The following is a 26,225-nucleotide window of genomic DNA, read 5'->3' as shown; positions in this document are numbered from 1 at the left end:
AGGAGACGATCTAATGAATATCGCATTAATTGCGCATGATAGAAAAAAAGATGACTTAATCCAATTTGCGACGGCTTATGAGCCGATTTTTGCTCAACATACACTATATGCAACTGGAACTACCGGACAACGAGTTATTGACGAAACCAGTTTACAGGTCAATCGTTTCCGGTCTGGTCCACTTGGTGGCGATCAGCAAATTGGTGCTATGGTTGCACAAGATAAAATGGATATGGTTATTTTCTTTCGTGATCCTTTAACAGCTCAGCCACATGAGCCTGATGTAACGGCTTTGATACGTCTGTGTGACGTCTATAGCATTCCGTTGGCTACAAATATGGGAACTGCTGAAGTGCTTTTAAAAGGGCTAGAAGAAGGTTTTATTGATTGGCGTTTACTTGGTGAGAGAAGAGGATAGGAGAGAATGATGTGCGGAAAATGAAAATTGGCATTACTTGCTATCCTACTGTTGGAGGATCTGGTGTTATTGCTACAGAATTAGGGAAGATGTTGGCAGAAAAAGGACATGAAGTGCATTTTATTACATCTAGTACACCTTTTCGTTTAAATAAAACTTACGCTAATATTTATAATCATCAAGTAGATATTAATACTTATTCTGTTTTTCAATATGCGCCATATGATATTGCATTAGCTACCAAAATTTCTGAAGTGATTAAAAATGAAGGCTTGGATCTTTTGCACGTTCATTACGCAATTCCACATGCTGTTTGTGCTATTTTAGGACGCGATATGGCAGCATCAAACATTGGCATCGTGACGACTTTACACGGCACAGATATTACGGTGTTGGGAGCGGATTCTTCTTTAAAAGAAGCTATTCGTTATGGCATCGAAAAATCTGATATCGTAACAGCTGTATCGAACTCGTTAAAAGAACAAACATATGAACTGATACAACCCATTAAAGAAATTGAAACAGTTTATAATTTTGTTGATGAACGTGAATACTTTTCGCAAGATGCTAGCAAGTTAAAACAACAGCTTGGTATTAATGCAGATGAAAAAGTCATGATTCATGTTTCGAACTTCCGTAATGTGAAACGAGTTCAAGATGTGGTTGAAACATTTGCATTAACATATGAAAAAATCAAGTGTAAATTATTATTGATTGGTGATGGACCTGAGATGGGACGCATCATCCAGCAAGTACGAGAACTGGGATTAGACGAGCAAGTCTTATTTCTTGGCAAACGAGACGGTTTGGCTGAATTTTATAGTATGAGTGATATTAAATTGCTATTATCTGAAAAAGAAGCATTTGGTTTAGTGTTATTAGAAGCAATGGCGTGCGGAGTTCCAGTTATTGGATCGAATATCGGAGGTATGCCTGAAATTATTGAACCAGGCATTAATGGCTATCTTGTTGAATTAGGTGATACACAAAAAGCAGCTGAATATGCCACTCGACTGTTACGTGATGACTCACAATTGCAAAAGTTGAGGCAAGGAGCCTTGAAAACAGTAGCAGAACGTTTCTCTTCATCAAAAATTTTAGAACAATATGAAGAGTTATATGAGCAATTGATGGACAAGAACAACAAATGAAAACAGCCATTAAAGTCATTAAAATATTGAAAAAAGCTGGGTTTGAAGCATATATAGTTGGTGGAGCGGTACGTGATTATTTACTAGGAAAAGAGCCTTGCGATGTGGATGTAGCTTCTTCTGCTCTTCCACAACAAGTCAAAGCATTATTTACTCGAACGATAGATACAGGGATCGACCATGGGACGGTATTAGTGCTATTAGACGGAGAAGGCATCGAAGTTACGACATTTCGAACAGAAAGCAGTTATTCCGACAACCGCAGACCTGATTCTGTTGAATTTGTTCAATCGCTTTGTGAAGATCTTCAACGACGTGATTTTACGATTAATGCGATGGCAATGACTGAAAGTTTAAAAGTTATCGATCTCTTCGGAGGAAAACAAGATTTAACAAGTCAACTCATTCGTGCAGTCGGTGACCCAGACGAGCGTTTTCAAGAAGATGCATTACGCATGTTAAGAGCTATTCGTTTTTCGGGTCAACTAGGTTTTACTATTGAACGCGAGACTCTTACTTCCATAAAAAGTTATGCTTCATTAATTCAAACGATTGCAGTTGAACGGGTAAAGTCGGAAATTGATAAAATTTTTACTAGTCTAGATACACAAAAAAGCTTGAAGTATTTAAGAGATTCAAGATTGACGATATTCTTACCAGCAGGAGAGCTTTTCGAAAATGATTGGACATTCTATAGAACAAATGGTCATGCTATTTTTGGATGGTTTTACTTATTGCACCAGCAAAATCAACCGTTTTCGGCTATAAAAGACTATCGTTTTTCCAATGCAGAAAAGCGAGTTATTGAAAAGAGCTTAGAGCTAGTAGCTTTGACTACATGGGATCAGTGGACATTGTATTCGTATTCGATAGAACAATTAATAATGGCAGCTCAAGTAAAAAAAGTAAACATGGAGTTGGAAAAAGAAAAAGCTTTATTGCCGATACAAACAAAATCTGATTTGGCTGTCAATGGCCTTGACTTTATGCAGTGGACCGGAGAAAAATCAGGACCTTGGCTAAAAGTATGGCTTGAAAAAATGGAAAAGTTAGTTGTTTATGGTCTATTAACTAATGAGAAAGAAACGATAAAGGACTGGTTTGTAAATGAATATCACCGTCACGTATAAAATAGCAAAACGAATGCTAGAGTCAACTGGTGAAGCTCTGTCAGGCCAACAACTAGCAGACGAATTTGGCATTTCTAGAACGGCCATTTGGAAGCACATGAAAGAACTCGAAGAAAAAGGATATGAAATAGAATCTGTTAAAAAAAAGGGGTATCGCATTGTTTCGATACCTGATACGTTAGAACCAATTACAATTCAAATAGGATTAAAAACAAAACGAATTGGCCAACGCATAGAATACGTTGAAAGTTGCACATCAACTCAAATTATTGCACATCAATTAGCGCAAGAAAATGCTCCAGACGGCACAGTGGTGCTAACAGAAACGCAAACAGCTGGACGTGGCAGGATGGCTAGGAAATGGGATTCTGCTGCTCACAAAGGGGTGTGGATGAGTATTATTCTACGTCCAAATGTACCGCCTCAAAAAGCACCTCAATTTACACTAGTAACAGCTGTTGCAATCGTTCGAGCGATTGAAGAAGTAACTGCATTGCAACCTAAAATCAAGTGGCCGAACGATATTTTATTAAATGGCAAGAAATGTACAGGTATATTGACAGAACTTCAGTCGGATGCTGATGGTATACAAGCATTAATTGTAGGGATCGGACTAAATGTGAATCAAGACAAAGAAGATTTTGATCTAGAGGTACAGGGTATTGCAACGTCTTTAAAAATGATAAGTGGACAAACCGTCAATCGGCAAGAACTAGTCCGAGCCGTGCTTTTTTATACTGAACTTTATACGCAAATGTATATTGACGAAGGTTTCGGGATGTTAAAAATTTTATGGGAAAGCTACTCGACAACAATTGGTCAGCCGGTGAGAGCAAGAATGACGAACCATACATTAGAAGGTATTGCTGAAGGGATTAGCGATGATGGCGTACTTCAATTGCGGACACTTGACGGGAAACTTCATGGCATTTACTCAGCAGATATTGAAATGACCAATTAAGAAAAATATATTTAACTTTTAATTTCTGTTATAGTATTTTTAATGGGCAGTATCGCTTGCGAACTGTACCAAACAACCGCGATTCCTTAAAAATGAATAAAAAAAGTTCTGCCTTGATCAGATTCACGACAGGGACGGAGGAAACCTAATTCACATTTACTGTCCTTCTGTCTTTTTTTCGATAGAAGGGCTTTTTATATGGTTTTCTTCCCGAAAGGAGAGAAAAAATGTTGATTTTACAAACGGTGGAAGAACTTAAAGAATGGGTTCATGAAACCAAAAAAGCAGGTCAGACGATTGGGATTGTTCCAACGATGGGGTTTTTACACGAAGGACATTTGTCATTGGTAGAAAAAGCAAAAGAGGAAAATGACAAAGTAGTCATGAGTATTTTTGTTAATCCCGCTCAATTTGGGCCAAATGAAGATTTTGATCGGTACCCAAGAAATTTAGTACGCGATCAACAACTTGCTAAAAAAGTGGGAACTGATGTGATTTTTGCACCGAGTGTGGACGAAATGTATCCTCGGGACAGTTCAATTAAACTAACTGCAGGAACACTCGCACATGTACTGTGTGGTGCCAAAAGACCAGGACATTTTGATGGTGTATTAAAAGTAGTTACCAAGTTGTTTCATTTAACAGAAGCCAATCGGGCATACTTTGGTCAGAAAGACGCGCAGCAATTAGCGATTATCGAATCTTTAGTAGCAGACTTTAATTTTTCAATATCGATACGAAGAGGACAAACAGTACGCGAACAAGATGGACTTGCTAAAAGCTCTCGAAATGTTTACTTGAGTGATGTTGAGCGAAATGAAGCACTTCATTTAAAAAAGGCACTGGAAATAGGGAAAACTTTGTTTTTAAAAAAACAAGATCCGGTCGAGCCTATGATTTCTTACTTAACGGAACACACATCTGGAAAAATCGATTATATCGAACTGCTTGGATATCCATCTTTGACAAAAACTATTCAAAATGACGTAATTCTTGCGTTAGCTGTTCAATTTGAAAAAGCACGTTTGATTGATAATCTTATTTTTAATCCAAAGGAGAACTGACTCATGCTTAGAATGATGTTACATTCAAAAATTCATCGTGCAACGGTAACGGAAGCAGATTTAAACTACGTAGGAAGTATTACGATCGACCAAAATTTACTAGACGCTGTTGGCATGTTAGCAAATGAGAAAGTACACATTGTAAACAACAACAACGGTGCCCGTTTTGAAACATACATCATTTCAGGAGAACGTGGCAGTGGTGTGATTTGTGTGAATGGTGCAGCAGCACGACTTGTTCAACGTGGAGATATTGTCATTATATTGTCGTATGCTTATGTGATGAATGAGAATGCACGTGACCATAAACCAACAGTCGCAATTATGAACGCAGACAATCAAATTAAAGAAATCATTCATTATGAACCTGAAGCAACTATTATGTAAATGAGCAGCTCCCTAAAATGGGAGCTGTTTTTCTGAGTAAATAAGAAATTAAAAAGAAGATTGAATTTTCATCTTGAAAGCTTAAAGCGATAGGATATGTTACAATTTTTTTAGGTAATCACCTAAGAAAGAGGGGCTAAGATGAATACGCAAAAGTATGTCGTTGTCGATATTGAAACAACGGGCCATTCCCCTGCAAAAGGTGACCGGATTATTCAACTCGCGATGGTGACAATTGAAAACGGTGAAATCATCGATACATATACAGAATTTATTAATCCAGGACGTACGATTCCATTATTTATACAGGATTTAACCAATATTACTGATGAACATGTAGCGAAAGCTAGAGCTTTTGAATACTACGCTGAAACGGTTTATGACAAAATGCAAGATGCTATTTTTGTAGCACATAATACAAATTTCGATTTGCCTTTTTTACAAGCCGAGCTCAAACGAAGTGGATTGCCAACATGGCAAGGACTTACAATGGATACAGTTGAATTGGTTAGACTTATGTATCCAACAGCGTTTAGTTTTAAGCTTCAAGACATAACATCAGAACTTGGAATCCCGCTGGAAAGTGCTCACCGTGCAGATGATGATGCAATGGCAACAGCTTTGTTGTTTTTACGTGCGAAAAATGATTTAGAAGCTTTGCCATACGATACATTGACGTTTCTTCATAAACGATCATTCTACTTGAAATCAGATTTGTCTCGTTTGTTTTTTGAGTTAACACAGAAAAAAAGAAATTCACTAGCAGATGATTTTGAGCGTTTTAAGGGTGTTCCACTTAAGTCGAAAGAATCTTTTACAGCAGACGTGAGTAAACCAGTTTCTCAATCACGAGATTGGCGAGAAGGACTCGAAACGGTTTTTTCAAACTTTGAGAAAAGACCAAGTCAATACGAAATGATGGCATCTATTGAACAGGCATTGGTAGAGAAAAAAGAAATTGTGATTGAAGCATCGACGGGTACAGGTAAAACAATCGGTTATTTATTGCCTGCTGTTAACTACGCCCTTGATACTGGAAAACAAGTGTTGATTAGTACGTATACCACTCATCTACAAGATCAGCTTGTCTTAAAAGAAGGGGCAATGATTGAACGTTTCATTGGTTCTCCAGTACGAATTACGTTGATCAAAGGCTTATCGCATTATATTGATTTAGCAAGATTTGTCGAATTGCTTCAAGGTGACGATGAATCGTACGATGAGACGTTCACAATTATGCAAGTATTGGTTTGGTTAACTGTTACAAAAACAGGTGATTTAAATGAAATTAATGCTTCTAGTGGAGGTCAATTTGTGTTAGATAAAATTCGACGTTCACATATACGTAGACTCACAGTACAAGAGAAAAAAGTCGATTTTTATGAGTTTGCATTATATCAAGCGGCACATGCGCATGTCATTGTTACAAATCACGCATTTTTATTAAATCAACATTTAAGTAAAAAAACAATACTTGCAAATGTTGATGCGTATATATGGGATGAAGCACATCAAGTTGTTCAAGCTGCGGTGTCACAACATGAAAAAACATTTGTTTATACGCAGTGGAAATACATTTTTGGTCAAATTGGCAGTTTAGACGATCAGCAATTAGCGACAATGCTTTTTGAAGCAGCAGAGCGCACTGGATTTTCAAGTGTGCTAGAACAATTGAGACTTGAATCGTTGTTTTTAAAGTTTAGAACTCTTTTTGATGAAATAGCAACTCTGATTTCAGCGCAATTCGATGCTAAATTTGCTGCAAGTCGTCACAAAAAAAATTCTGTACTTTTAAGTGAATTGTCACTTGATGACAGCCGATTTACAGAGATGTTGCATTATTTAAATGAGTGGATTGATTTGTCACAACTGATTTTACAAAAAGCGGACAAACTAATCGAAAAAACGATAAAAGATCAGTTAATGATTGCCGATTGGCGTTATTGGACAGAAGAGTTGATGGTAAAAGCAGTTGAATTTAGTGAAATTTTCGTCTTTCCATTATCAGATGAAGTTAGCTGGGTTGAAGGAGACTTAAGAAGTTTGCCTACAAGTTTGTCATTGTACAAACGACCGTTTGCTGTTGCTTCTTTAGTAGATAAAGTTATGGCTTCTGCACGGCATGAAAAATCCATTATTTGGTTGTCCGGAACAATGACCGTTCCTGCAAATGAGCGTTTTATTGTTAATCAAATTGGGATTCCCGAGAATGTTCCAATTTTGAAATTTGAACCACCAAAAGATTTTTATCAAGGTGCTCATGTTTATATCGTAGAAGATATGCCAGATATCCAACATGTTTCTCAGCATGAGTATATTGAATCGGTTGCGGATGCTGTCGTTCAAACGGTTATTGTGACGGAAGGACGCTGTTTTGTGCTATTTACATCACAAGATATGTTGCGGAAAACAGTCGATTTAATCCAAGAAACTGGTTTGCTAGATGACTATATGTTGTTCGCACAAGGTATTTCATCCGGTAGTCGAATGAAGTTATTAAAATCTTTTCAGCGCTTCCAAAAGTCTGTTCTGTTTGGTACGAATAGCTTTTGGGAAGGTGTTGATGTTCCAGGAGACGCACTTCGTGCGGTTATTGTCGTACGATTGCCATTTACTTCTCCAGAAGAACCAATCTTCAAAGCGCGATCTGAAATTATTACACGAGAAGGTGTTAATCCATTTTTGCATTATGCATTGCCAGAAGCAGTGCTTCGCTTACGACAAGGATTCGGTCGTCTGATTCGATCAAAAAATGATAAAGGGTTATTTATTGTATTGGACCGAAGAATCGAGACCAAATCCTACGGTAAAGAATTTATTAATGCTTTGCCAAAGGTCGAAGTATCTAAAGTGTCTTTAGAAAAGATGGTAACCGATATTGAAGCTTGGTATAATAAGCATTGATAGAACGAAAAGGAGGGCGCATCCATGGAGTCGAAAATTGAAGTGATTTCTACAGTAGAGCTTGCGTATCAATCTGATTTATATAAAGTAGTAGACGCCTTGAACCGCACGTTAAAAGACAAGAATTTAATGTTTGGACTAGCGCTCGATAAAGAAAATGCTGAAAAAGCGATTTTTACAATTTATAAAACATAGGTGATGATATGAGACAATGGATTACGTTCATACTCGGATTTTTGTCCTTTTTAGCAGTAGTTATCATTATTTTGGTTTTATTTCTTGGCAATAAGCCTTATTCTGAAATAGAAGAATACGCAATCGATCGCGCAAAAAGTGAACAGTTAATTGAGGAAGTAGAACGAGCATATGTATATACAAACGCAAAAGCATCCGTGACAGTTTTGGGAACAACAAGTAAGGGCGAGTTAACAGCTGTGTTTGTTCCAGTAGGTGATGAAAAGATGCAGACGCTTTCTTTAGTCGACAAAATCACAGCCCAACAAGCACGTGAACTTGTTCTTGAAGAAATGGATGTTCAAAAAATACTGCATACGAAACTGGGTATGGAAAGCGAAGAACCTGTTTGGGAAGTTGCTTTTGTTGATGAAAAAGACACTTTAAATTATGTCTATTTATCAGCAAATGACGGTCAATGGCGAAAACGTATTTTGAACTTGTGAAAGGGTGGAGAAAATTTGATTAATTTAGCAAATCGTGTGCAAACGTTAACACCTTCTACAACTCTAGCAATCACTGCAAAAGCAAATGAATTAAAAGCTCAAGGAATCGATGTGATCGGTCTGGGTGCTGGCGAACCAGATTATAATACACCGGCGAATATTTTAGAAGCTGCTTATCAATCAATGCTAGAAGGCAAAACAAAATATACACCAGCAGGCGGCCTCCCAGCATTAAAAGAAGCTATCATCAATAAATTACAAAGAGACCAACAGTTGAACTATTCGCCAAAAGAAGTAATGGTGGGTATTGGCGCAAAGCACGTGCTCTACACTTTGTTTCAGGTTTTACTTAATGAAGGTGATGAAGTCATCATTCCGATTCCATATTGGGTTAGCTACCCTGAACAAGTAAAATTGGCACAAGGTGTTCCAGTATACATAGAAACGACTGCCAGCCAGGAATACAAGATTTCTCCTCAGCAGTTAAGAGAATCTATTACAGACCGGACAAGAGCAATCATTCTCAACACACCGAGTAACCCAACGGGCATGATTTATTCAAAAAAAGAATTAGAAGCACTGGCAGAAATCTGTCGTGAATTTGACATTTTAATTGTTTCGGATGAAATTTATGAAAAGTTAATATATGGAGATGTCAAACATACCTCTATAGCAACTCTTTCAGAAGATGCAAGAAATCGTACTATTTTAGTTAATGGTGTATCGAAATCGCATTCAATGACGGGATGGCGTATTGGTTATGCAGCGGGTGAGGCTAGTTTAATAAAAGCTATGACAGATTTAGCTAGTCATTCCACATCAAATCCGGTAACAACTTCACAATATGCAGCCATAGAAGCTTATAATGGACCACAGGATGCAGTAAAAGAAATGCGTCAAGCATTTGAAGAGCGTTTGAATGTGATTTTTCCAAAAGTCCAAGGGATTCCAGGCTTTACAGTGCTGCGACCACAAGGTGCATTTTATTTACTGCCAGATGTTTCAGAAGCAGCAGAAAAAACAGGTTATTCGTCCGTTGATGATTTTGCAACAGCGCTATTGACAGAAGCGAACGTTGCAGTTATCCCAGGTTCAGGTTTTGGTGCACCTTCGACGATTCGTTTATCTTATGCAACGTCTTTAGACACGTTGACAGAAGCTGTAAAACGTATTCACCAATTTGTAACATCGAAATGGCAAGACTAATACAACATTATTCTTTGGAGGCTATTGCTGGATGAAAAAAATTACCATTGCCGAAATGGCTAAACATAACGGACAAACAGTTAAACTAGGAGCTTGGATTGCTAACAAACGTTCAAGCGGGAAAATTGCATTTTTACAGTTGCGTGACGGTTCAGGATTTGTGCAAGGCGTAGTTGTCAAAGCAGAAGTTGGCGACGAACTATTCGCTACAGCAAAAGGCTTAACACAAGAAACTTCTGTTTATGTAACTGGAGAAGTAAAAGAAGACGAACGCTCTGCTTTTGGCTATGAGTTAGCTGTAACAGGCATTGAAGTGATTCACGAAGCAAAGGATTTCCCAATTACACCAAAAGAACATGGAACTGAATTCTTAATGGACAATCGGCATCTTTGGTTACGTTCACGCAGACAGCATGCCATTATGAAAATTCGCAATGAAATTATTCGATCAACTTATGAGTTTTTCAATGATAATGGCTTTGTTAAAGTAGATCCACCAATTTTGACAGGCTCTTCTCCAGAAGGCACATCAGAATTATTTGCCACAAAGTATTTTGATGAAGATGCTTACTTGTCTCAGTCTGGTCAGTTATACATGGAAGCTGCTGCAATGGCACTCGGAAAAGTATTTTCATTTGGACCGACATTCCGTGCAGAAAAATCAAAAACTCGTCGTCACTTAATCGAATTTTGGATGATTGAACCGGAAATGGCCTTTATTGAGCATGCAGAAAGTCTTGAAGTACAAGAGCAATACGTTTCTCATATCGTTCAGTCTGTTTTGAAAAACTGCAAACTGGAATTGGAGCGTCTTGAAAGAGATGTATCGAAACTTGAAAAAATAAAAGCACCATTTCCACGGGTTTCTTATGATGATGCGATTACATGGTTGAACGCTAATGGCTTTGACGATATTAAATGGGGCGAAGATTTTGGTGCGCCACATGAAACGGCATTAGCTGAAAGCTATGATATGCCAATATTTATCACCAATTATCCAATTGGTATAAAGCCATTTTACATGCAGCCACATCCAGAGCGTGATGATGTTGTGTTGTGCGCAGACATGATTGCACCAGAAGGTTATGGAGAAATTATCGGTGGTTCTGAACGTATTCACAATTATGAATTGATGAAACAACGCATTCAAGAACACAATTTGGATGAAGATGCATATGCTTGGTATTTAGACTTAAGTAAATACGGAGCCGTTCCGCATTCTGGATTTGGATTAGGTCTAGAACGCACGGTAGCTTGGATTAGTGGCGTGGAGCACATTAGAGAATCAATTCCATTCCCACGTCTATTAAACCGTCTCTATCCTTAAAATCGAATAATACGAAAGGTGGTTGGGATATGAAACAACCTAATCGATTACAAACGTGGATTGAGCAGGGGAATGTTACCATTTCCCAGCTTTTTTTTCAGTTTTATAAAGAACTGAAGATTACAGATGAAGAAGCGATGTTGCTCATGCACATTCAATCCTTTCAACAAGCAGGAAATCAATTTCCAACACCTGATGAAGTGGGTGCACGCATGATGACATCTCAAAAAAGTGTCACCACCATGCTTCAAAAACTGATGCAACAAGGTTATTTAGCTATTGAACAAACAACTGAAAATGATATCTTGACTGAAATCATTTCTTTACAACCTTTATGGGATCGCCTACTGGACTGTGTCTACGAAGAGCAAATTGAAACAAAAGAAAACAACCAAAAAGAGATAGAAGGAGAAATATTCCAAATGTTTGAACAGGAATTCGGACGCTTCTTATCTCCGATGGAAATTGAAATGATTTCGATGTGGATGGACCAAGATGGTCATACGCCAGAAGTTATTCGAATGGCTTTAAAAGAAGCAGTCATTTCACAAAAAATTAGTTTGCGTTATGTGGACCGCATTTTATTTGAGTGGAAAAAGAAAAACATTACCACTTCAACGCAAGTCAACAAGCACGCTAGTCTTTTTAGAGATAAAAATATTCGGGTTCAGCCGACTGAAAACGTAGTGAAAAAAGTTCAATTTTACAATTGGCTGGAAGACCGCAATTAGAAGGTGAAGTAAAAATGATGTCAAAAAAAGAGTGGTTGGCGTGCCTCGAGGAAATGGACCGTATGTTTCCCGATGCGCATTGTGAATTGGTTCACCGTAATCCATTTGATTTATTGATTGCGACACTGTTGTCTGCACAATGTACTGATAAACTAGTGAATCGTGTGACGGCTGATTTGTTTCAAAAATACCGTGAACCAAAAGATTATGTAGCGGTATCGTTAGAAGAATTGCAATTGGATATTCGCTCTATTGGTTTGTTTCGAAATAAAGCAAAAAACATTCAAGCGCTCAGCTGGATTTTGATAAACGAACACAATAGCATCGTACCAGCTGACAGAGATTTATTAATGACGCTTCCAGGTGTCGGACGCAAAACAGCCAATGTGGTCGTTTCTGTAGCTTTTGGCATTCCAGCTCTAGCGGTAGACACACATGTTGAACGTGTTGCTAAACGTTTGGGCTTGAATCGTTGGAAAGATAATCCGCTTCAAGTGGAAGAAACCATCATGAAAAAAACCCCTGCAGACGATTGGTCAAAAACACATCATCAAATCATTTTCTTTGGTCGTTATCACTGTAAATCCCAAAATCCAGGGTGTCACATTTGTCCACTTTTCGATCGATGCCGTGAAGGTCAAAAACGTGAGAAAAAAGGACTTGTTAAACGTGAAATTGTCACAGAAATTAACTAAAGAGCAGACAGATCCTTATTTTTTAGAATGGGCTCGACTCTCAGCTGAACTAGCCTATTTGCATGAACGACGTGATAAAGCGACAGGACAAGCTATGCAGTCAAGTATTAAAATGTTTGAGCAGCTGTTGTTACATTGTCGCTCGGCTTTACAAGATGATGAATTTGAACCATTAAACGGTTCAGAACGATTGTCTTTTATAAAATCCTCGGCTAGAACATATGCCGCTTATCGTCAATTAGATGAATTGTTTTCTGAGTTGAAAAAAATTCTTGCGAGAAAGCGCATTGAATTCAACCAACAGAGCGAATAAAACGAAAAACCCCTCGAATGCATTAGCATTCGAGGGTTTTTGGTTAATTGTTATTGTCATCTTTGCTATCTTTACCATTTCCAGTATCTTCATCTTTACCGCCATCACCATCGTCATTAGCATTGCCATTTTCATTTCCGGAATTACTACTGCTGTTGGCAGGCGGGTTTTCGCTTTCTTCTTCTTCAGTTGGATCTTCAGGTACATCAATCGGATCTTTTTCAACTGCCGGCTCTTCTTCCACTAAAGGCTCATCAGCCGGTTCTTCTTCAGTAGGTTCTTCAACCGATTCTTCTTCGACCGGTTCTTCAACCGGTTCTTCGACTGGTTCTTCAACCGGTTCTTCGACCGGCTCTTCAACCGGTTCTTCGACTGGCTCTTCAACCGGTTCTTCTTCGGGTTCTTCAGGAGCAGCCGCAACTCTTACTACAGTTGAAGCGGGATCACTTCGTTGTGTGCTATTAACCGCTACAACACGGAAAGTATAACTATTTCCATCTTCAAGTCCATTGAAAGTATAAGACTTGCTTGAAGAAGTAGTAAGAACTTGTCTAGAGCCATTCACTTCAACGGATACTTCAAATGAAACATCGCTCTCACTTGAATTCCAAGACAATTGAGCTGAATTGCCTGAAACATTTGCTCTTAAGCCAGTAGGCGTTGCTAAGTCTTCAACAATATAGCGTTGTGAGACTGAATTTGGTTCTGTACCACGAGCGAATAGTTCAGATTTTCTCATGCTATACGGTGTAAATGCGCTTGCTAATTTTAATGGGTCTGAACCAACTTCAATAACTTGTTCAGTTACCGAATCGGGTTGTTCAAACTGAGCTGTTTCTGGAGATGAAATCTCCGACATCACATCTTTAAACAAGCGCTGTGCAAGAAGTCGTTCATTTGAAGCTGTGTCAATGGGTGTCTTTCGTGTAGGGTAACCACTCCAAACAGAAATAGAATAATCGGTTGTGTATCCTGCAAACCAAACATCCGGTGCTGAACTCGAATCCAAGTTGTACTCTGAAAATTCATTTTCAGTATAGTTAGAAGTACCGGTTTTACCCGCCATATCCAATCCACTAATGGAGGCTTCTTTACCTGTAGATCCAGGTAAGTTGACATCTACAACGTCTCTAAGCATATCCGTTACCATATATGCCGTGCTGTCTTTCATAGCTTGCACTGGTTCTGGGGCAACAACTTGTTCAGTTGAACCATCACGAAAAACAATTTTCTTAATAGTGTGTGGCTCTATAAAAGAGCCTTTATTGCCAAAAGCGGCAAAAGCGCCTGCCATTTCCACTGTGGAAATGTTTTTATCAGGAGATCCAAGAACACTTGATTCAAAAACATCTCCAAAATCCAATCCTAATTTTTTACTAAAATCTTCAGCATTTTCAGTACCTACTTCTTGTAGGGTTTTAACCGCTGGAATATTTCGCGAGCGATAAAGTGCTTCACGAATTGTCATTGTGCCAAGGAATTTGCCATCAACGTTACGAATTTCTTGTCCACTGTCGTAAGAATAAGGTTCATCGACAACGGTATTACCTGTTGACCAGTCTAAATATTCAATTGCTGGACCATAGCCTAGAATTGGTTTGACTGTTGAGCCTACTACTCGATCCTTAGTAATTGCGTAGTTATGGCGAACATCACCCGTGTATTCACGTGCTGCGCCAACGGCACTGATACCACCAGTTTTTGTATTTACGACTGTCATCGCAGATTCTACTTTTTCATCAAAAAATAAATCAGAAGCCATTGTTTCGTTTACTTTTGTTTGAACATAAGGTTCTAATGTCGTATAAATAGTTAAGCCTTCATCAAGCGAATAATCACCTTCGAGTGCTTCAAGTTCTTCTACCATCATCTCCATAAACGCTGTATGTTCAGCACTTGCTGTTTGAGGTTGACGCTGATCTTCAGGAACTAACGAATCTGCAAGTACTGCTGATTGTGCTTGTTCTTTTTCTTCTGTAGTGATTTTCTTGTGCTGCTCCATCAAACTTAACACCACATTGCGGCGTTCTTCAGCTCGTTCTGGATTTGTAAATGGATTGTAGCCATTTGGACTTTGAGGCATACCTGCAAGCAGTGCTGACTCTGCAAGTGTTAACTCGGTAAGTGGTTTCCCATAAAAATACTCTGCTGCTGTACCAAAGCCGTATATATTGCCTGACATTAAAATTTTGTTGAAATACATTTCGAAGATTTCTTTTTTATCGTATTTTTTTTCTAATTTATAAGCGAGATAAGCTTCTTGTGCTTTGCGTTTTAAGTTTTTGTCATTTTTTAAAAATGAGTTTTTAATGACTTGTTGAGTAATTGTGCTAGCTCCTTGAGAACCAAAACCGCCGGTTATGTTGGCAATAACAGCACCGCCGAGACGAATAAAGTCGATTCCAGAATGCTCATAAAAGCGGTTATCTTCTGTTGCTAAAATCGCATTTTCCATCGATTTTGGAATATCTTTATAGTTCACATATTCACGATTTTCAGGAGTGATATAAGGAATTTCTGTTTCACCATCTGCTGCATAAATCGTTGGACTGATTGGATCGCGCAAAAGTTCCTCATCTAGTTCTGGTGCGCTGCTTGCATAATATACAAAGAGAGAAGCACCAAATACAATGCCTGCCAATCCGATAATAACAAATGCAAGAATGATACGTTTCATCCACACAAACAAAGGAGACTTTTTCTTATTTTTATTTTCAGTTTTCTTTTGGCGCTCGATTGCTTTTCGGCGTTCTTCACGCGATACTTTTTTATCGTTCAAAATTAGTTCCTCACTTTCGTCGTAATAATGGTGCTTATAAATTCTCTAAAAGAGGCAAGTAGTGAATACGTGGAAAAGCTCCAGGTGTTATTTCAAATGAAGTTTCTTCTATTTCCTGCAAAGTGATCGATTTTCTACCGCCTCTTATCATGCGATTCCAAAAAACTTCAAGTTCGTTAAAAGGCATAATAAAATAACGTTGCCAAGATGAAAAGCGGATAATCATAAACGCCGTACCGTTTTGTTTGACGACTTGGGACATGTGTTGAATTTGGTGGTCATGAATGTTTTTTAACGGAAAGGAAGTTTTATTTTCCGTTTCTTTTGCCTCAAAGTCAATGTATCGACCTTTCCACACACCATTATAATCTGTTGTAGAAGGAGCTTGAAAATAAGCTTCTCGAATTACAGCGGCACTTCTCGATGGATATTCGACTTTAACAATTTGAAGCGGTACAGGCTTTTTATGAATAACAGCTAATCCAAGTTGAAGATAGTAATCATTTGTTTCATTCAATTCATCTTCTAACGTTTTGCCGCGGTTACTGAAAGAAAAGTCTTTCTTCTTTTTTTTAGTCACCGTTTCTTTTGTAGACAAATCTTTCGGCGGAATGAATTTTTTCCCGTTCGGATAATTGATTGCCATTGTGATACACCTCGCTTACTCTATCATATCACAAGCTTTTAGACGACTGATAAGATGAAAGGTTTCCACTCGTTTAAACCTGTTATAACAATCTTATCTAGTAAAAAAGTAGTCATGTGAAGATATATTAATAATAGCGGAAGTTTTTATGAGATCCAACTTGCAGGAATGTCTGTTCGATAAAAGTCGTGTCAATTTAATGGATATGATAAACTAAAGGCAATGGAGGGATTGCAAAATGACAGTTAGAGAACTCTCTTCTACATTATATGATGAATGTGGAAAATGCTTGGATCGCTTTTACGAAATGCGTGAACTAGACGCGGTTCCTGATTTCTATGAAGATGTTAAACCATATGCAGATATTTGGCATGGTAAAATAAATGAATGGCAAACGGAATCATTGCTCTATATTCAACAAGAACGCCCAAAATATGTGCACAAACCGCAAATTGATACAGCGGCAGAAGGCATGACGCAGTTTTTTGTCCAAAGTTTTTATAAAGAGACGAGTAAAAAACGGTTTATCCAAACGATTCAAGCAGCACAATATACATTGCAAACATTGATCTTGGCCATAGATGAATTGAGCAAATTACATGATTAAACGAAAAACCTTACCGGTATTAATGGAAGAGTGGAAAACAGAACCGGATATGATGGAACGGATTGTCCATTGGCACACAAGACAAGAAAAGCCGGCTCATTATAGTGATTTTCCGCTTGAAATGCATAGTAGTTTAAAGTCGGCTCTTCGTAAAAAAGGCATTGAACAACTTTATACGCATCAACGTCAAGCTTTTGATTTAGCAACTGCAGGAAAATCGTTTACGGCGGTAACGCCCACTGCATCAGGAAAATCGTATTGTTATCACTTGCCTGTATTGCATAAAATTTTGAACGATCCTGGAGCACGAGCACTTTATTTGTTTCCAACAAAAGCATTAGCACAAGATCAAAAAAGTGATTTGCACGATTTGATTGAAAAAACAGAAGAAGAAATTTTGTCTTACACATATGATGGCGATACTTCACCTGCTATTCGGACAAAAGTGCGAAAAGCGGGTCAAATTGTCATGACCAATCCGGATATGTTGCACTCAGCTATTTTGCCACACCATACAAAATGGGTATCATTATTTGAGAACCTTCATTACATAGTCATTGACGAATTGCATACGTATAAAGGGATTTTCGGAACGCATGTAGCGCATGTTATTCGCAGACTAAAACGAATTTGTGCATTTTATGGCAGCAATCCAGTCTTTATTTGTACTTCAGCGACCATCGCCAACCCAAAAGAACTAGCTGAGAGTTTAACAAATAGTCCACATCAGTTGATTGACCAAAACGGTGCACCATCTGGCAAAAAGCATATCGTGTTTTACAACCCACCTATTATCCATCCAACGTTTGGTGTGCGCAGAAGCGCGATTCTTGAAGTTCGTGACTTGGCTACTCACTTAATCAAAAATGGCATTCAAACAATTGTCTTTGCCAAAAGCCGTGTGCGAGTGGAAATGCTCGTAACATATTTGCAAGCCGTTACAAAAATGAAGCTACAAGACGATTCGATCAAAGGATATCGAGGAGGCTATTTGCCAACAGAACGACGGGCTATTGAGAAAGGACTACGTGATGGCTCGATTCAATGTGTCGTGTCTACTAATGCGTTGGAACTCGGCGTTGATATTGGTCAGTTGCAAGCATGTATCATGACAGGCTATCCTGGTAATATTGCGAGTGCTTGGCAACAAGCAGGTCGCGCAGGTAGGCGTCAAGAGGAGTCGCTCGTTATTTATGTTGCGCAATCAACAGCGCTTGATCAATACATTATCAATCATCCTGAGTACTTATTAGATCAATCTCCTGAAGAAGTGCGCATTCATCCTGAAAATATTATTATCTTAATGGATCATTTGAAATGTGCTTCTTTTGAATTGCCATTCCGCATTGATGACCAGTACGGAGAATTTGAAGTACAAGAACTGCTGCAGTACTTACAAGAAGAAGGCGTTCTAGTTCGCAGTTCAGATCGCTGGCACTGGATGAGCGATCGTTTTCCGGCTCACGATATATCGTTGCGTTCAGCTTCACAAGAAAATGTCGTGATTATTGATCAGTCAGTTCCGGCAGATACCCGTGTAATTGGTGAAATGGATCGCTTTAGTGCCATGACTTTACTGCATGAAGAAGCGATTTACTTGCATCAAGGCACTCAATTTCAAGTAGAAATTTTAGATTGGGAAGAGAAAAAGGCATATGTTAGGGAAGTTGACGTGGATTATTTTACGGATGCTAATTTGGCAGTTGAGTTAAAAGTAATGAGTGAAGACAAAGAGAAGAAAATGAACAGTTCAGAAGTTTTTTATGGAGACATTGCCGTGCTAGCGATGCCAACTATCTTTAAAAAAATTCGATTTGATTCTCATGATAATATTGGTTCTGGACCAATTTCTTTGCCACCAGAAGAACTTCATACGTCATCAACATGGTTGAGTTTTACAAAACCAAAAGATTTTTCCGAAGCAGAATTATCAGATACCATGACGGGTGCAGCATATGCAATCGAGTCGTTTATTCCGATATTCGTTCAATGCGATAGACGTGATGTTCATGTGGTGCCTCAAGTGAAATCGCCGCATAACGATATGCCTTCATTTTTCATTCATGATTCCTATCCTGGAGGCATTGGCATAAGTGAGCGTATTTATGATTTGTGGCAACCGCTACTTGATAAAGCACAACAGCATGTAACCGAATGTCCATGTCTTGATGGGTGTCCGTCATGTATTGGTGCGCAAGATGCTGCAATTAGTATGAAAAGTCATGTCATCCGACTTTTAGAGGATCTTCGCAAAGAGGAGTGAAGAAACATGTCGTTTGAAAGTAAACTGCTGCAAATGAAAGGCATGCTTAAAAATAAATCAACTATAAAGCAAACACCCAAAACCGCAGATCGACCGCTCCACGAGGAAAGATGGAAAGAGATTGGACTCGAACTCATTGAAAATAAGTTCGGATTTGTTTTTCAAAAGAAAATTGTTTATCCGTTCGATACCCGACACGGTTCGATCGTGTTAAATAGACTAGATTCTGTATTAAAGGCTTGGGAAAAAACAGAATTTGATCATCCCTTCAAATTGAAAGAACAAGATTCGTTGATTTTTTTTGATACTGAAACAACCGGACTCAGCGGAACAGGTGCATATATTTTTTTAATTGGATTATTAGTGAAACGAAAAGACCACTTTGAAATGACGCAATACATTATGCCTGATCCTTCCCATGAGGCGGCTTTTCTTTATGAGACGGGGTTATGGAAATCACAAGAAGTCATTATTTTTTCATATAATGGAAAAAGTTTTGATTGGCCACAACTAACTTCTCGATGGACAATGCACCGACAAGAGTTGCCGAAGTTACCAGTTCCTCAACAAATCGATTTGTTCCATGGAACAAAACGTATTTGGAAAAACGAACTCGCTCGGATGAAACTCAGCACAATTGAGGAAGAAAAACTTGGATTTAAAAGACAAGGAGATGTTCCGGGATATTTGATTCCGGCTATTTATTTGGATGCGGTGAAAAGTGGTTATCCAGAAGGACTAGCAAAAGTTCTTTACCATAATGAACTAGATATTTTGTCGCTCGTATCATTATATGTTGTATCTTCTAATCTATTAATGGAAGATATGGAATCAGAAACGAGTGGGGCATATACAAATATCGGGAAATGGTATGCAGACTTGAAACAATTTGACCAAAGTACAGCTTATTTAGAACACGTGACTATAGAAAGAGGCGCATCTTCTGCACATGCACGTTATTATCTGGCGATTCAAAAGAAAAGAGCCGGTCAATACGAGATAGCTGTTCAATTATTTAAAGAAGCGGCGCCACATTTACGTGGCAGTGTTGAAGTAGAAGCTTGGATTCATGCTGCCAAATTATACGAACATCAATTACGTGATTTAGATCAAGCAGCGATTATGGCTGGATTTGCAAAAGAAGCAAGCGAACATACGATCATACGCCAATCGATCATTGTTGATATTCAGAAGAGATTAGCTCGAATAGAAGAAAAAAAGATAAAAAAACGTCCTCAAGTTGTAGAAGACTAAACACGAAAAAACTACCTTATGCTATACTTAGTGTAAGGTAGTTTTTTTATGGAAGGGCGATTAAAATGGATAATAAATTCACAGCTAAAGACATACTAGAAAAAGACTTTAAAACAGCAATGCGCGGTTATAACCAAGACGAAGTCGATCATTTCCTTGATGAAGTAATTCAGGATTATGAAGCATTTTCAAAACGCATCGAGCAACTTCAAAACGAAACTCAACGCTTGCGAACAGAACTAGAAAATTCACCAAGAAAACAAGCGACTCCAGCTCCTGGAACAACGAATTTCGATATTTTACGTCGTTTGTCTCATCTAGAAAACCATGTCTTTGGCAATAAGCTAGACAATAACTAAAAAAATTGTTTTATAGTATTAAATAACGTATACTAGTAAAGCCATTTGAAATTCTGGCAATCGCTCCGGCACTTCGCCGGAGAGGAAAGTCCATGCTCGCACGGTTCTGAGATGACCGTAGTGTTCGCGCTCAGTGAAACAATAAGTTGAGGCAGCTAGTAATAGCTGACGGCGGGTAGAACGCCTAAGTCTTTGGATATGGCCTAAATACCCTGAAGGTGCCACAGTGACGGAGCTGTATAAGAAATTATACAGGTGGAACGAGGTAAACCCCGTGAGCGAGAAACCCAAATTATGGTAGGGGCACTTTTCTGAAGGAAATGAACGGATGAAGAGGCAGACGCAAGTTTGCAGATAGATGGTTGCTGTCCACTAGTACGAGGTGCAAGCCGTTTGAGTACGTGGAAACAAAACATGGCTTATAGAATTTCACATGGTCTTCAAATGCTTATCAAAGGCTCTCCTGTTAGGGGAGCTTTTATTCATATTACAAGACAAATGTATAATAAAGTTTTACTGTAATGAAATCTATTCGGACGATGAGTCCGAGTTGATTCGCTGCCAGCCTTCAGAAAAGCGAAAGTGGTGTGCGGAATATCGACAGTAGGATAACAGTAAATTTATATAAGCGCTTAGCTATTTATTTAAAAAAATAATTACTGAAATAGTGAACAACTAGAGAGGGAGTCATTATGACAACATTTAAATTGCTCGCAACAGCCGCAATGGGACTTGAATCGATTGTAGCTAACGAAGTAAAAGAATTAGGATACGAAACTGAAACTGAAAATGGCAAAGTATTTTTTGAAGGAAATGAGCGAGATATTGCTAAAGCCAACTTGTGGCTTCGTACAGCAGACCGTGTAAAAATCATTGCTGGTGAATTTAATGCGTACACATTCGATGAATTATTTGAACGTACAAAGGAAATCGAGTGGGAAAAATTCTTACCGGTAGATGCTGAATTTCCAGTTCAAGGAAAATCAGTAAAATCTACATTGCACAGTGTACCTAACTGTCAGTCTATTGTAAAAAAAGCTATTGTAGAACGTCTAAAAAAAGCCTATCATCGCAACTCGTTTTTAGACGAAACGGGACCGCGTTTTAAAATTGAAGTATCGATTTTAAAAGACAAAGTTCAACTTTCTATCGATACGAGTGGTGCAGGTTTGCACAAACGTGGCTATCGCTTAGACCAAGGGGAAGCACCACTAAAAGAAACCCTTGCAGCTGCACTTGTAAAACTGTCAAGATGGACTCCAGATCGTCCGTTTGTCGATCCTTTCTGTGGATCAGGAACGATTGCTATTGAAGCTGCGATGATTGGACAAAATCTAGCACCTGGATATAACCGCGATTTTGATAGTGAAGAATGGCCGTGGATGGGACAAGAAATCTGGGATGAAGTTCGCGAAGAAGCCGAAGGATTAGCAAATTATGATCAGCCTTTGAATATTATGGGAACAGACATTGATCACCGTATGTTAAAAGTTGCAGAAGAAAATGCTCGTGAAGCAGGTTTTGCGGATTTGATCTACTTTGAACAACGACAAGTAAAAGATTTTGTTGCGACAGAAGAAAACGGTGTTGTGGTAGGTAACCCACCTTACGGAGAACGTCTTGGAGAAATTGAAGTAATTGAAGAAATGATTACGGACATGGGTCGTGTTTTTGCTAAACACCCAACGTGGTCTATTTATATGCTGTCATCAATGGGGCGTTTTGAAAACTTATATGGCCAACCAGCCACTAAAAAACGAAAACTATTTAACGGATTTATCCGTACGGATCTTTTCCAATTCTGGGGAGAACGTTCTAAAAATAAATGAGACGAAACGGAAGAGCAGCAGCTCTTCCGTTTCTCTGTGAGGAGAATTTATGAGACAACCACTACCATTTTCATTATCAAAAGATAAAACATTCTTTGAATCACTAAATGACTGGATCGGTGATATATTTTACGATGAGTTGCCTGAAAAAGGCTATGATTTACGAGATGAACAAATTTTTATGTCTTTTCAAATCGAACAAGCGCTAAAAGAAAAGTCTGTACTGTTTGCAGAAGCAGGAGTTGGTACAGGAAAAACGATGGCTTATTTATTGCCAGCCATCGCCTATGCACGTTATACAGGCAAACCCGCACTTATTTCATGTGCTGATGAAACCTTAATTGAGCAATTAGTCAAAAAAGGAGGAGACGTAGATCGGTTGAATGATTTGCTCGATTTAAATTTGGATGTACGATTAGCAAAGTCACGCGATCAATACTTATGCCTACAGCGACTTGAAGGTGCAAAAAAACGTAGTGATGAAGATTTTTTGTACGATATCGAAGACAGCTTACCCGAGTTTGTTAATAAAACCTACTCTATGCAAAACACTTATCCTTACGGTGAACGTTCAAGCTATCCAGAAGTTACCGATGAAGAATGGCAACAAGTCAATTATCACCCTATTCAAAACTGCAACGCGTGTGAATTACGGAACAAATGTGGTCAAACGATTCACCGCAATCACTATCGTCAAGCAACAGATTTAGTGATTTGTTCGCATGATTTTTTAATGGAGCATATTTGGACGAAAGAAACGCGGAAAAGAGAAGGACAAACGCCTTTGCTTCCTGAATTTTCACAAATAGTGCTAGATGAAGGCCATCTTTTAGAATTTTCAGCGCAACGTGCTTTAACGTATGAAGTACAGGAAAGTACACTCCAAGATGTTACAGAAAGTGTTCTTTCAGATGGGATGCGAGAAAAAACATTAAATATGATCGAACAAACAATCGATCTTCACAATGACTTTTTCCGTTTACTACGCCTTTATACAGTAAAAAGTGATGAAGATCGCAAAGCAATTACAAAAGATCCAGAGTTAGTAAAAGTGGGTAATTTACTTGTGCGCCACATTGACTTAATGTTGGAAGAATTTGTTTTTGACGGTGAACTATTCACCATTCCTGAATATGAATTACGTTTAGCAGAAGAGTATTTTGAACAATATATCTTCTCGATGCGTTTGTTCGTAGAAGAAGGGGATGCTGTCACATGGTTAGAAATTAAAGATGAAATCGAGACACTGGTTATTATGCCTCGTCTTGTAACCGATATTTTAGATGAAAAATTATTTGACGGAAAAATCCCAATAGTATTTTCTTCGGCTACTTTATCTATTCAAAAAGACTTTACGTATTTATCTGACAGTTTAGGGATTGACGAATTTCAGTCATTTTCTGTGTCATCTCCGTTTGATTACGAAGAAGTGATGAAAATTTTCAAACATCCATTAGAACAACAGCAGAAATTCGCACGGGTGTATGACTTATTTAGTTCAGGAGATCAGACACTTGCACTATTTACTTCTAAAGTAGACATGGAAAATTTCAAAAAATCTCTTCCACTCGATCATCAATATACCATTGAGTTTGAAGGAGACCGTGAATTATCGACCGTTGTTAAAGAGTTCCAAGAAGGCAAATTCCAAATTTTGTGTTCGTATCATTTATGGGAAGGATTGGATTTACCAGGCGAAGCTTTAACAAAAGTCATCATCGTCGATTTGCCATTTCCACCAAAAGATCCCGTCTTTGATGCAAAACGTAAATTCAGCAACAATCCATTAGAAGAAATCGATCTACCTTTTATGCAACTTCGCATTCAGCAAGGAATTGGTCGTTTGATTCGTACTTCAAAAGATCACGGTGAAATTCATTTATTGCTAAACGAAGATGAACTGCGTGTCGAACATTTATGGGAAACGATTTTACCAGTTCCTGCTAAAAATTTTTAAGCTATAAGTAAAGCTATGATACAATAAGCACATTAAGTATAGGGGGGATTTTTTTGTCACTTGAAAAACGCTTTACCGAACACTTTAGCAAAATTAAAGGCTACGAAGAAGCAATTGCATTATTGTACTGGGATTTGCGAACAGGTGCACCAAAAAAAGGAGTAGAACTACGCTCTGAAACAATTGGTACATTGTCTGCAGAAGTTTTTAGTTTGTCGACTTCGGACGAATTTGGTGAATTGCTTTCTTCTCTAGAAGCAGAAACAGCAAATTTGGATCCGTTTATTTGTCGTTCAGTAGAAGAAGCGCGAAAAGAATACAATTTGAGTAAAAAAGTTCCACCTGAAGAATACAAAAAGTTTGTTGTTTTAAAATCTAAAGCGGAGTCGGTATGGGAAACAGCAAAAGAGAATTCGGATTTTCCGCTGTTTCTTCCTTATCTAGAAGACTTGGTTAGCGCAACTAAAAAAATGGTTGACTATTGGGGTGAGAAAAACGGTAGTGTATACAATACGCTACTCGATCAATACGAGCCGGGTATGACTACAGAAATTCTTGATAGCGTATTCGGCAAGTTGCGCGAACGCATTGTGCCATTGGTACAAAAAATCGCAGCATCTCCGAATAAACCAGAAACGGCATTTTTGTACGAGCATTTTCCGAAACAAGCACAACGAGATTTTAGTCGTGAAATGTTAGCACAACTTGGATATGATTTTAACGCAGGACGACTAGACGAAACTGTTCATCCTTTCATGATTTCAATCAATCGACAAGACATTCGTGTGACTACAAAGTATGACGAAAGCGATTTTCGAACGGCTGTATTTGGTACAATCCACGAAGGTGGTCATGCCATGTATGAACAAAACCTCGGAAATGCTTTAGCCGGTTTGCCGATTGAAACAGGCGCTTCTATGGGCATGCATGAATCACAGTCTCTATTTTGTGAAAATTTCATCGGGCGTAGTGAATATTTTTGGCAAGAAAACTTTGATCTGTTAAAGCAATATGCGCCTGATCAATTTAAAAACGTGCAATTGCTTGACTATGTAAGAGCAATCAATGAGTCAAAGCCATCGTTAATTCGTATCGAAGCCGATGAATTGTCTTATGCACTTCACATTATGGTACGGTATGAACTTGAAAAAGGCTTGTTTAATGGAGAACTACAAGTAAGTGATTTGCCTCAGCTATGGAATGATAAGTACGAAGAATATTTAGGTATACGTCCTACAAATGACGCAGAAGGCGTGTTGCAAGATGTTCACTGGGCTGGAGCAAGTTTTGGCTACTTCCCTTCTTATGCACTTGGCTATATGTATGCAGCCCAGTTTAAGCAAGCGATGCTTAAAGATGTGCCGAATTACGATGAGCTGTTGGTAAAACGGAATATACAGCCGGTCCGCGATTGGTTAACAACCAACATTCATCACTACGGTGCTTTCAAAAAGCCGATGGACATTTTGAAAGATGTGACCGGTGAAGGCTTGAACCCAGACTATTTAGCAAATTATCTTGAAGAAAAATATACTAAAATTTATCAACTAAAAGAGTAAGTATC

General features: G+C 38.4%; 23 protein-coding genes and 1 other RNA gene. 22 read left to right on the top strand and 2 right to left on the bottom strand.

The features are described 5' to 3' along the window. The first annotated feature begins 13 nt into the window (after window positions 1-13). The 14 genes from mgsA to I858_RS09985 all read left to right on the top strand — a co-directional run bounded on the left by mgsA (window position 14) and on the right by I858_RS09985 (window position 12,967). The gene (gene mgsA / locus I858_RS10050) at window positions 14-418 is read left to right on the top strand and encodes a methylglyoxal synthase (protein WP_065524487.1); all 405 of its coding nucleotides are present in this window, start codon (window positions 14-16) and stop codon (window positions 416-418) included. 11 nt (window positions 419-429) lie between these two features. Further along, window positions 430-1,569, top strand: a complete 1,140-nt coding sequence (gene bshA / locus I858_RS10045) for an N-acetyl-alpha-D-glucosaminyl L-malate synthase BshA (protein ID WP_065524488.1) — start codon at window positions 430-432, stop codon at window positions 1,567-1,569. Next, window positions 1,566-2,699: a CCA tRNA nucleotidyltransferase gene (locus I858_RS10040; RefSeq protein ID WP_065524489.1), complete on the top strand. Its 1,134-nt coding sequence runs from the start codon at window positions 1,566-1,568 to the stop codon at window positions 2,697-2,699. The genes bshA and I858_RS10040 overlap by 4 nt, the downstream gene beginning before the upstream one ends. Then, window positions 2,677-3,660, top strand: coding sequence for a biotin--[acetyl-CoA-carboxylase] ligase (locus tag I858_RS10035; protein ID WP_065524490.1), 984 nt, complete (start codon window positions 2,677-2,679; stop codon window positions 3,658-3,660). Before I858_RS10040 ends, I858_RS10035 begins: the two co-directional genes overlap by 23 nt. A 227-nt stretch (window positions 3,661-3,887) precedes the next feature. Further along, window positions 3,888-4,724, top strand: coding sequence for a pantoate--beta-alanine ligase (panC, locus tag I858_RS10030; RefSeq protein ID WP_065524491.1), 837 nt, complete (start codon window positions 3,888-3,890; stop codon window positions 4,722-4,724). A 3-nt stretch (window positions 4,725-4,727) separates the two neighbouring features. Next, window positions 4,728-5,111 carry an aspartate 1-decarboxylase gene (gene panD / locus I858_RS10025; protein WP_065524492.1) on the top strand — a complete coding sequence of 128 codons (384 nt, stop codon included), beginning with the start codon at window positions 4,728-4,730 and terminating at the stop codon, window positions 5,109-5,111. A gap of 141 nt (window positions 5,112-5,252) precedes the next feature. Further along, the gene (gene dinG / locus I858_RS10020; RefSeq protein ID WP_065524493.1) at window positions 5,253-8,015 is read left to right on the top strand and encodes an ATP-dependent DNA helicase DinG; all 2,763 of its coding nucleotides are present in this window, start codon (window positions 5,253-5,255) and stop codon (window positions 8,013-8,015) included. Between the two features lie 24 nt (window positions 8,016-8,039). After that, window positions 8,040-8,210 carry a YpmA family protein gene (locus tag I858_RS10015; RefSeq protein WP_065524494.1) on the top strand — a complete coding sequence of 57 codons (171 nt, stop codon included), beginning with the start codon at window positions 8,040-8,042 and terminating at the stop codon, window positions 8,208-8,210. Between the two features lie 8 nt (window positions 8,211-8,218). Next, window positions 8,219-8,695, top strand: a complete 477-nt coding sequence (locus I858_RS10010; protein WP_065524495.1) for a cell wall elongation regulator TseB-like domain-containing protein — start codon at window positions 8,219-8,221, stop codon at window positions 8,693-8,695. Between the two features lie 15 nt (window positions 8,696-8,710). Next, a complete protein-coding gene (locus I858_RS10005) occupies window positions 8,711-9,901 on the top strand; it encodes a pyridoxal phosphate-dependent aminotransferase (protein WP_065524496.1) in 1,191 nt (396 codons plus the stop codon). A gap of 31 nt (window positions 9,902-9,932) precedes the next feature. Next, window positions 9,933-11,228: an asparagine--tRNA ligase gene (gene asnS, locus I858_RS10000; protein WP_065524497.1), complete on the top strand. Its 1,296-nt coding sequence runs from the start codon at window positions 9,933-9,935 to the stop codon at window positions 11,226-11,228. Window positions 11,229-11,257: 29 nt separating this feature from the next. Further along, window positions 11,258-11,959 (top strand): DnaD domain-containing protein, encoded by a 702-nt coding sequence (locus tag I858_RS09995; protein ID WP_065524498.1) that lies wholly within the window; start codon window positions 11,258-11,260, stop codon window positions 11,957-11,959. A gap of 14 nt (window positions 11,960-11,973) precedes the next feature. Then, complete coding sequence (gene nth, locus I858_RS09990) at window positions 11,974-12,654, top strand: endonuclease III (protein WP_065524499.1); 681 nt, start codon at window positions 11,974-11,976, stop codon at window positions 12,652-12,654. Then, on the top strand, window positions 12,629-12,967 hold the full coding sequence (locus I858_RS09985; RefSeq protein ID WP_065524500.1) for a YpoC family protein: 339 nt from the start codon (window positions 12,629-12,631) through the stop codon (window positions 12,965-12,967). The genes nth and I858_RS09985 overlap by 26 nt, the downstream gene beginning before the upstream one ends. Before the next feature lie 43 nt (window positions 12,968-13,010). Here I858_RS09985 and I858_RS09980 read toward each other — a convergent pair whose 3' ends face one another. Then, the gene (locus I858_RS09980) at window positions 13,011-15,746 is read right to left on the bottom strand and encodes a penicillin-binding protein 1A (protein ID WP_065524501.1); all 2,736 of its coding nucleotides are present in this window, start codon (window positions 15,744-15,746) and stop codon (window positions 13,011-13,013) included. A 34-nt stretch (window positions 15,747-15,780) separates the two neighbouring features. Beyond that, window positions 15,781-16,392 (bottom strand): Holliday junction resolvase RecU, encoded by a 612-nt coding sequence (recU, locus tag I858_RS09975; protein ID WP_065524502.1) that lies wholly within the window; start codon window positions 16,390-16,392, stop codon window positions 15,781-15,783. Window positions 16,393-16,630: 238 nt separating this feature from the next. On the opposite strand from recU, the gene I858_RS09970 reads away from it, so the two are divergent. The 8 genes from I858_RS09970 (at window position 16,631) to I858_RS09935 (ending at window position 26,220) form a co-directional block, all read left to right on the top strand. Further along, window positions 16,631-16,999, top strand: coding sequence for a YppE family protein (locus I858_RS09970; RefSeq protein WP_065524503.1), 369 nt, complete (start codon window positions 16,631-16,633; stop codon window positions 16,997-16,999). Beyond that, window positions 16,992-19,262, top strand: a complete 2,271-nt coding sequence (locus I858_RS09965) for a DEAD/DEAH box helicase (RefSeq protein WP_065524504.1) — start codon at window positions 16,992-16,994, stop codon at window positions 19,260-19,262. The genes I858_RS09970 and I858_RS09965 overlap by 8 nt, the downstream gene beginning before the upstream one ends. 6 nt (window positions 19,263-19,268) lie before the next feature. Further along, window positions 19,269-20,516 carry a ribonuclease H-like domain-containing protein gene (locus I858_RS09960; protein ID WP_065524505.1) on the top strand — a complete coding sequence of 416 codons (1,248 nt, stop codon included), beginning with the start codon at window positions 19,269-19,271 and terminating at the stop codon, window positions 20,514-20,516. 65 nt (window positions 20,517-20,581) lie between these two features. Beyond that, on the top strand, window positions 20,582-20,875 hold the full coding sequence (gpsB, locus tag I858_RS09955; RefSeq protein WP_065524506.1) for a cell division regulator GpsB: 294 nt from the start codon (window positions 20,582-20,584) through the stop codon (window positions 20,873-20,875). Between the two features lie 48 nt (window positions 20,876-20,923). Further along, an RNA gene (rnpB, locus tag I858_RS09950) (RNase P RNA component class B) lies at window positions 20,924-21,302 on the top strand. A gap of 265 nt (window positions 21,303-21,567) precedes the next feature. Beyond that, window positions 21,568-22,704, top strand: coding sequence for a THUMP domain-containing class I SAM-dependent RNA methyltransferase (locus tag I858_RS09945; RefSeq protein ID WP_065524507.1), 1,137 nt, complete (start codon window positions 21,568-21,570; stop codon window positions 22,702-22,704). Between the two features lie 49 nt (window positions 22,705-22,753). After that, window positions 22,754-24,661 (top strand): ATP-dependent DNA helicase, encoded by a 1,908-nt coding sequence (locus I858_RS09940; protein WP_065524508.1) that lies wholly within the window; start codon window positions 22,754-22,756, stop codon window positions 24,659-24,661. A gap of 53 nt (window positions 24,662-24,714) precedes the next feature. Further along, a complete protein-coding gene (locus I858_RS09935; RefSeq protein ID WP_065524509.1) occupies window positions 24,715-26,220 on the top strand; it encodes a carboxypeptidase M32 in 1,506 nt (501 codons plus the stop codon). The last annotated feature ends 5 nt before the right edge of the window (window positions 26,221-26,225 follow it).

The organism is Planococcus versutus (genome assembly GCF_001186155.3).
GTDB lineage: Bacteria > Bacillota > Bacilli > Bacillales_A > Planococcaceae > Planococcus > Planococcus versutus.
The sequence above is the reverse complement of the archived record's forward strand: the minus strand, read 5'-3'. Positions and strand labels throughout refer to the sequence as shown.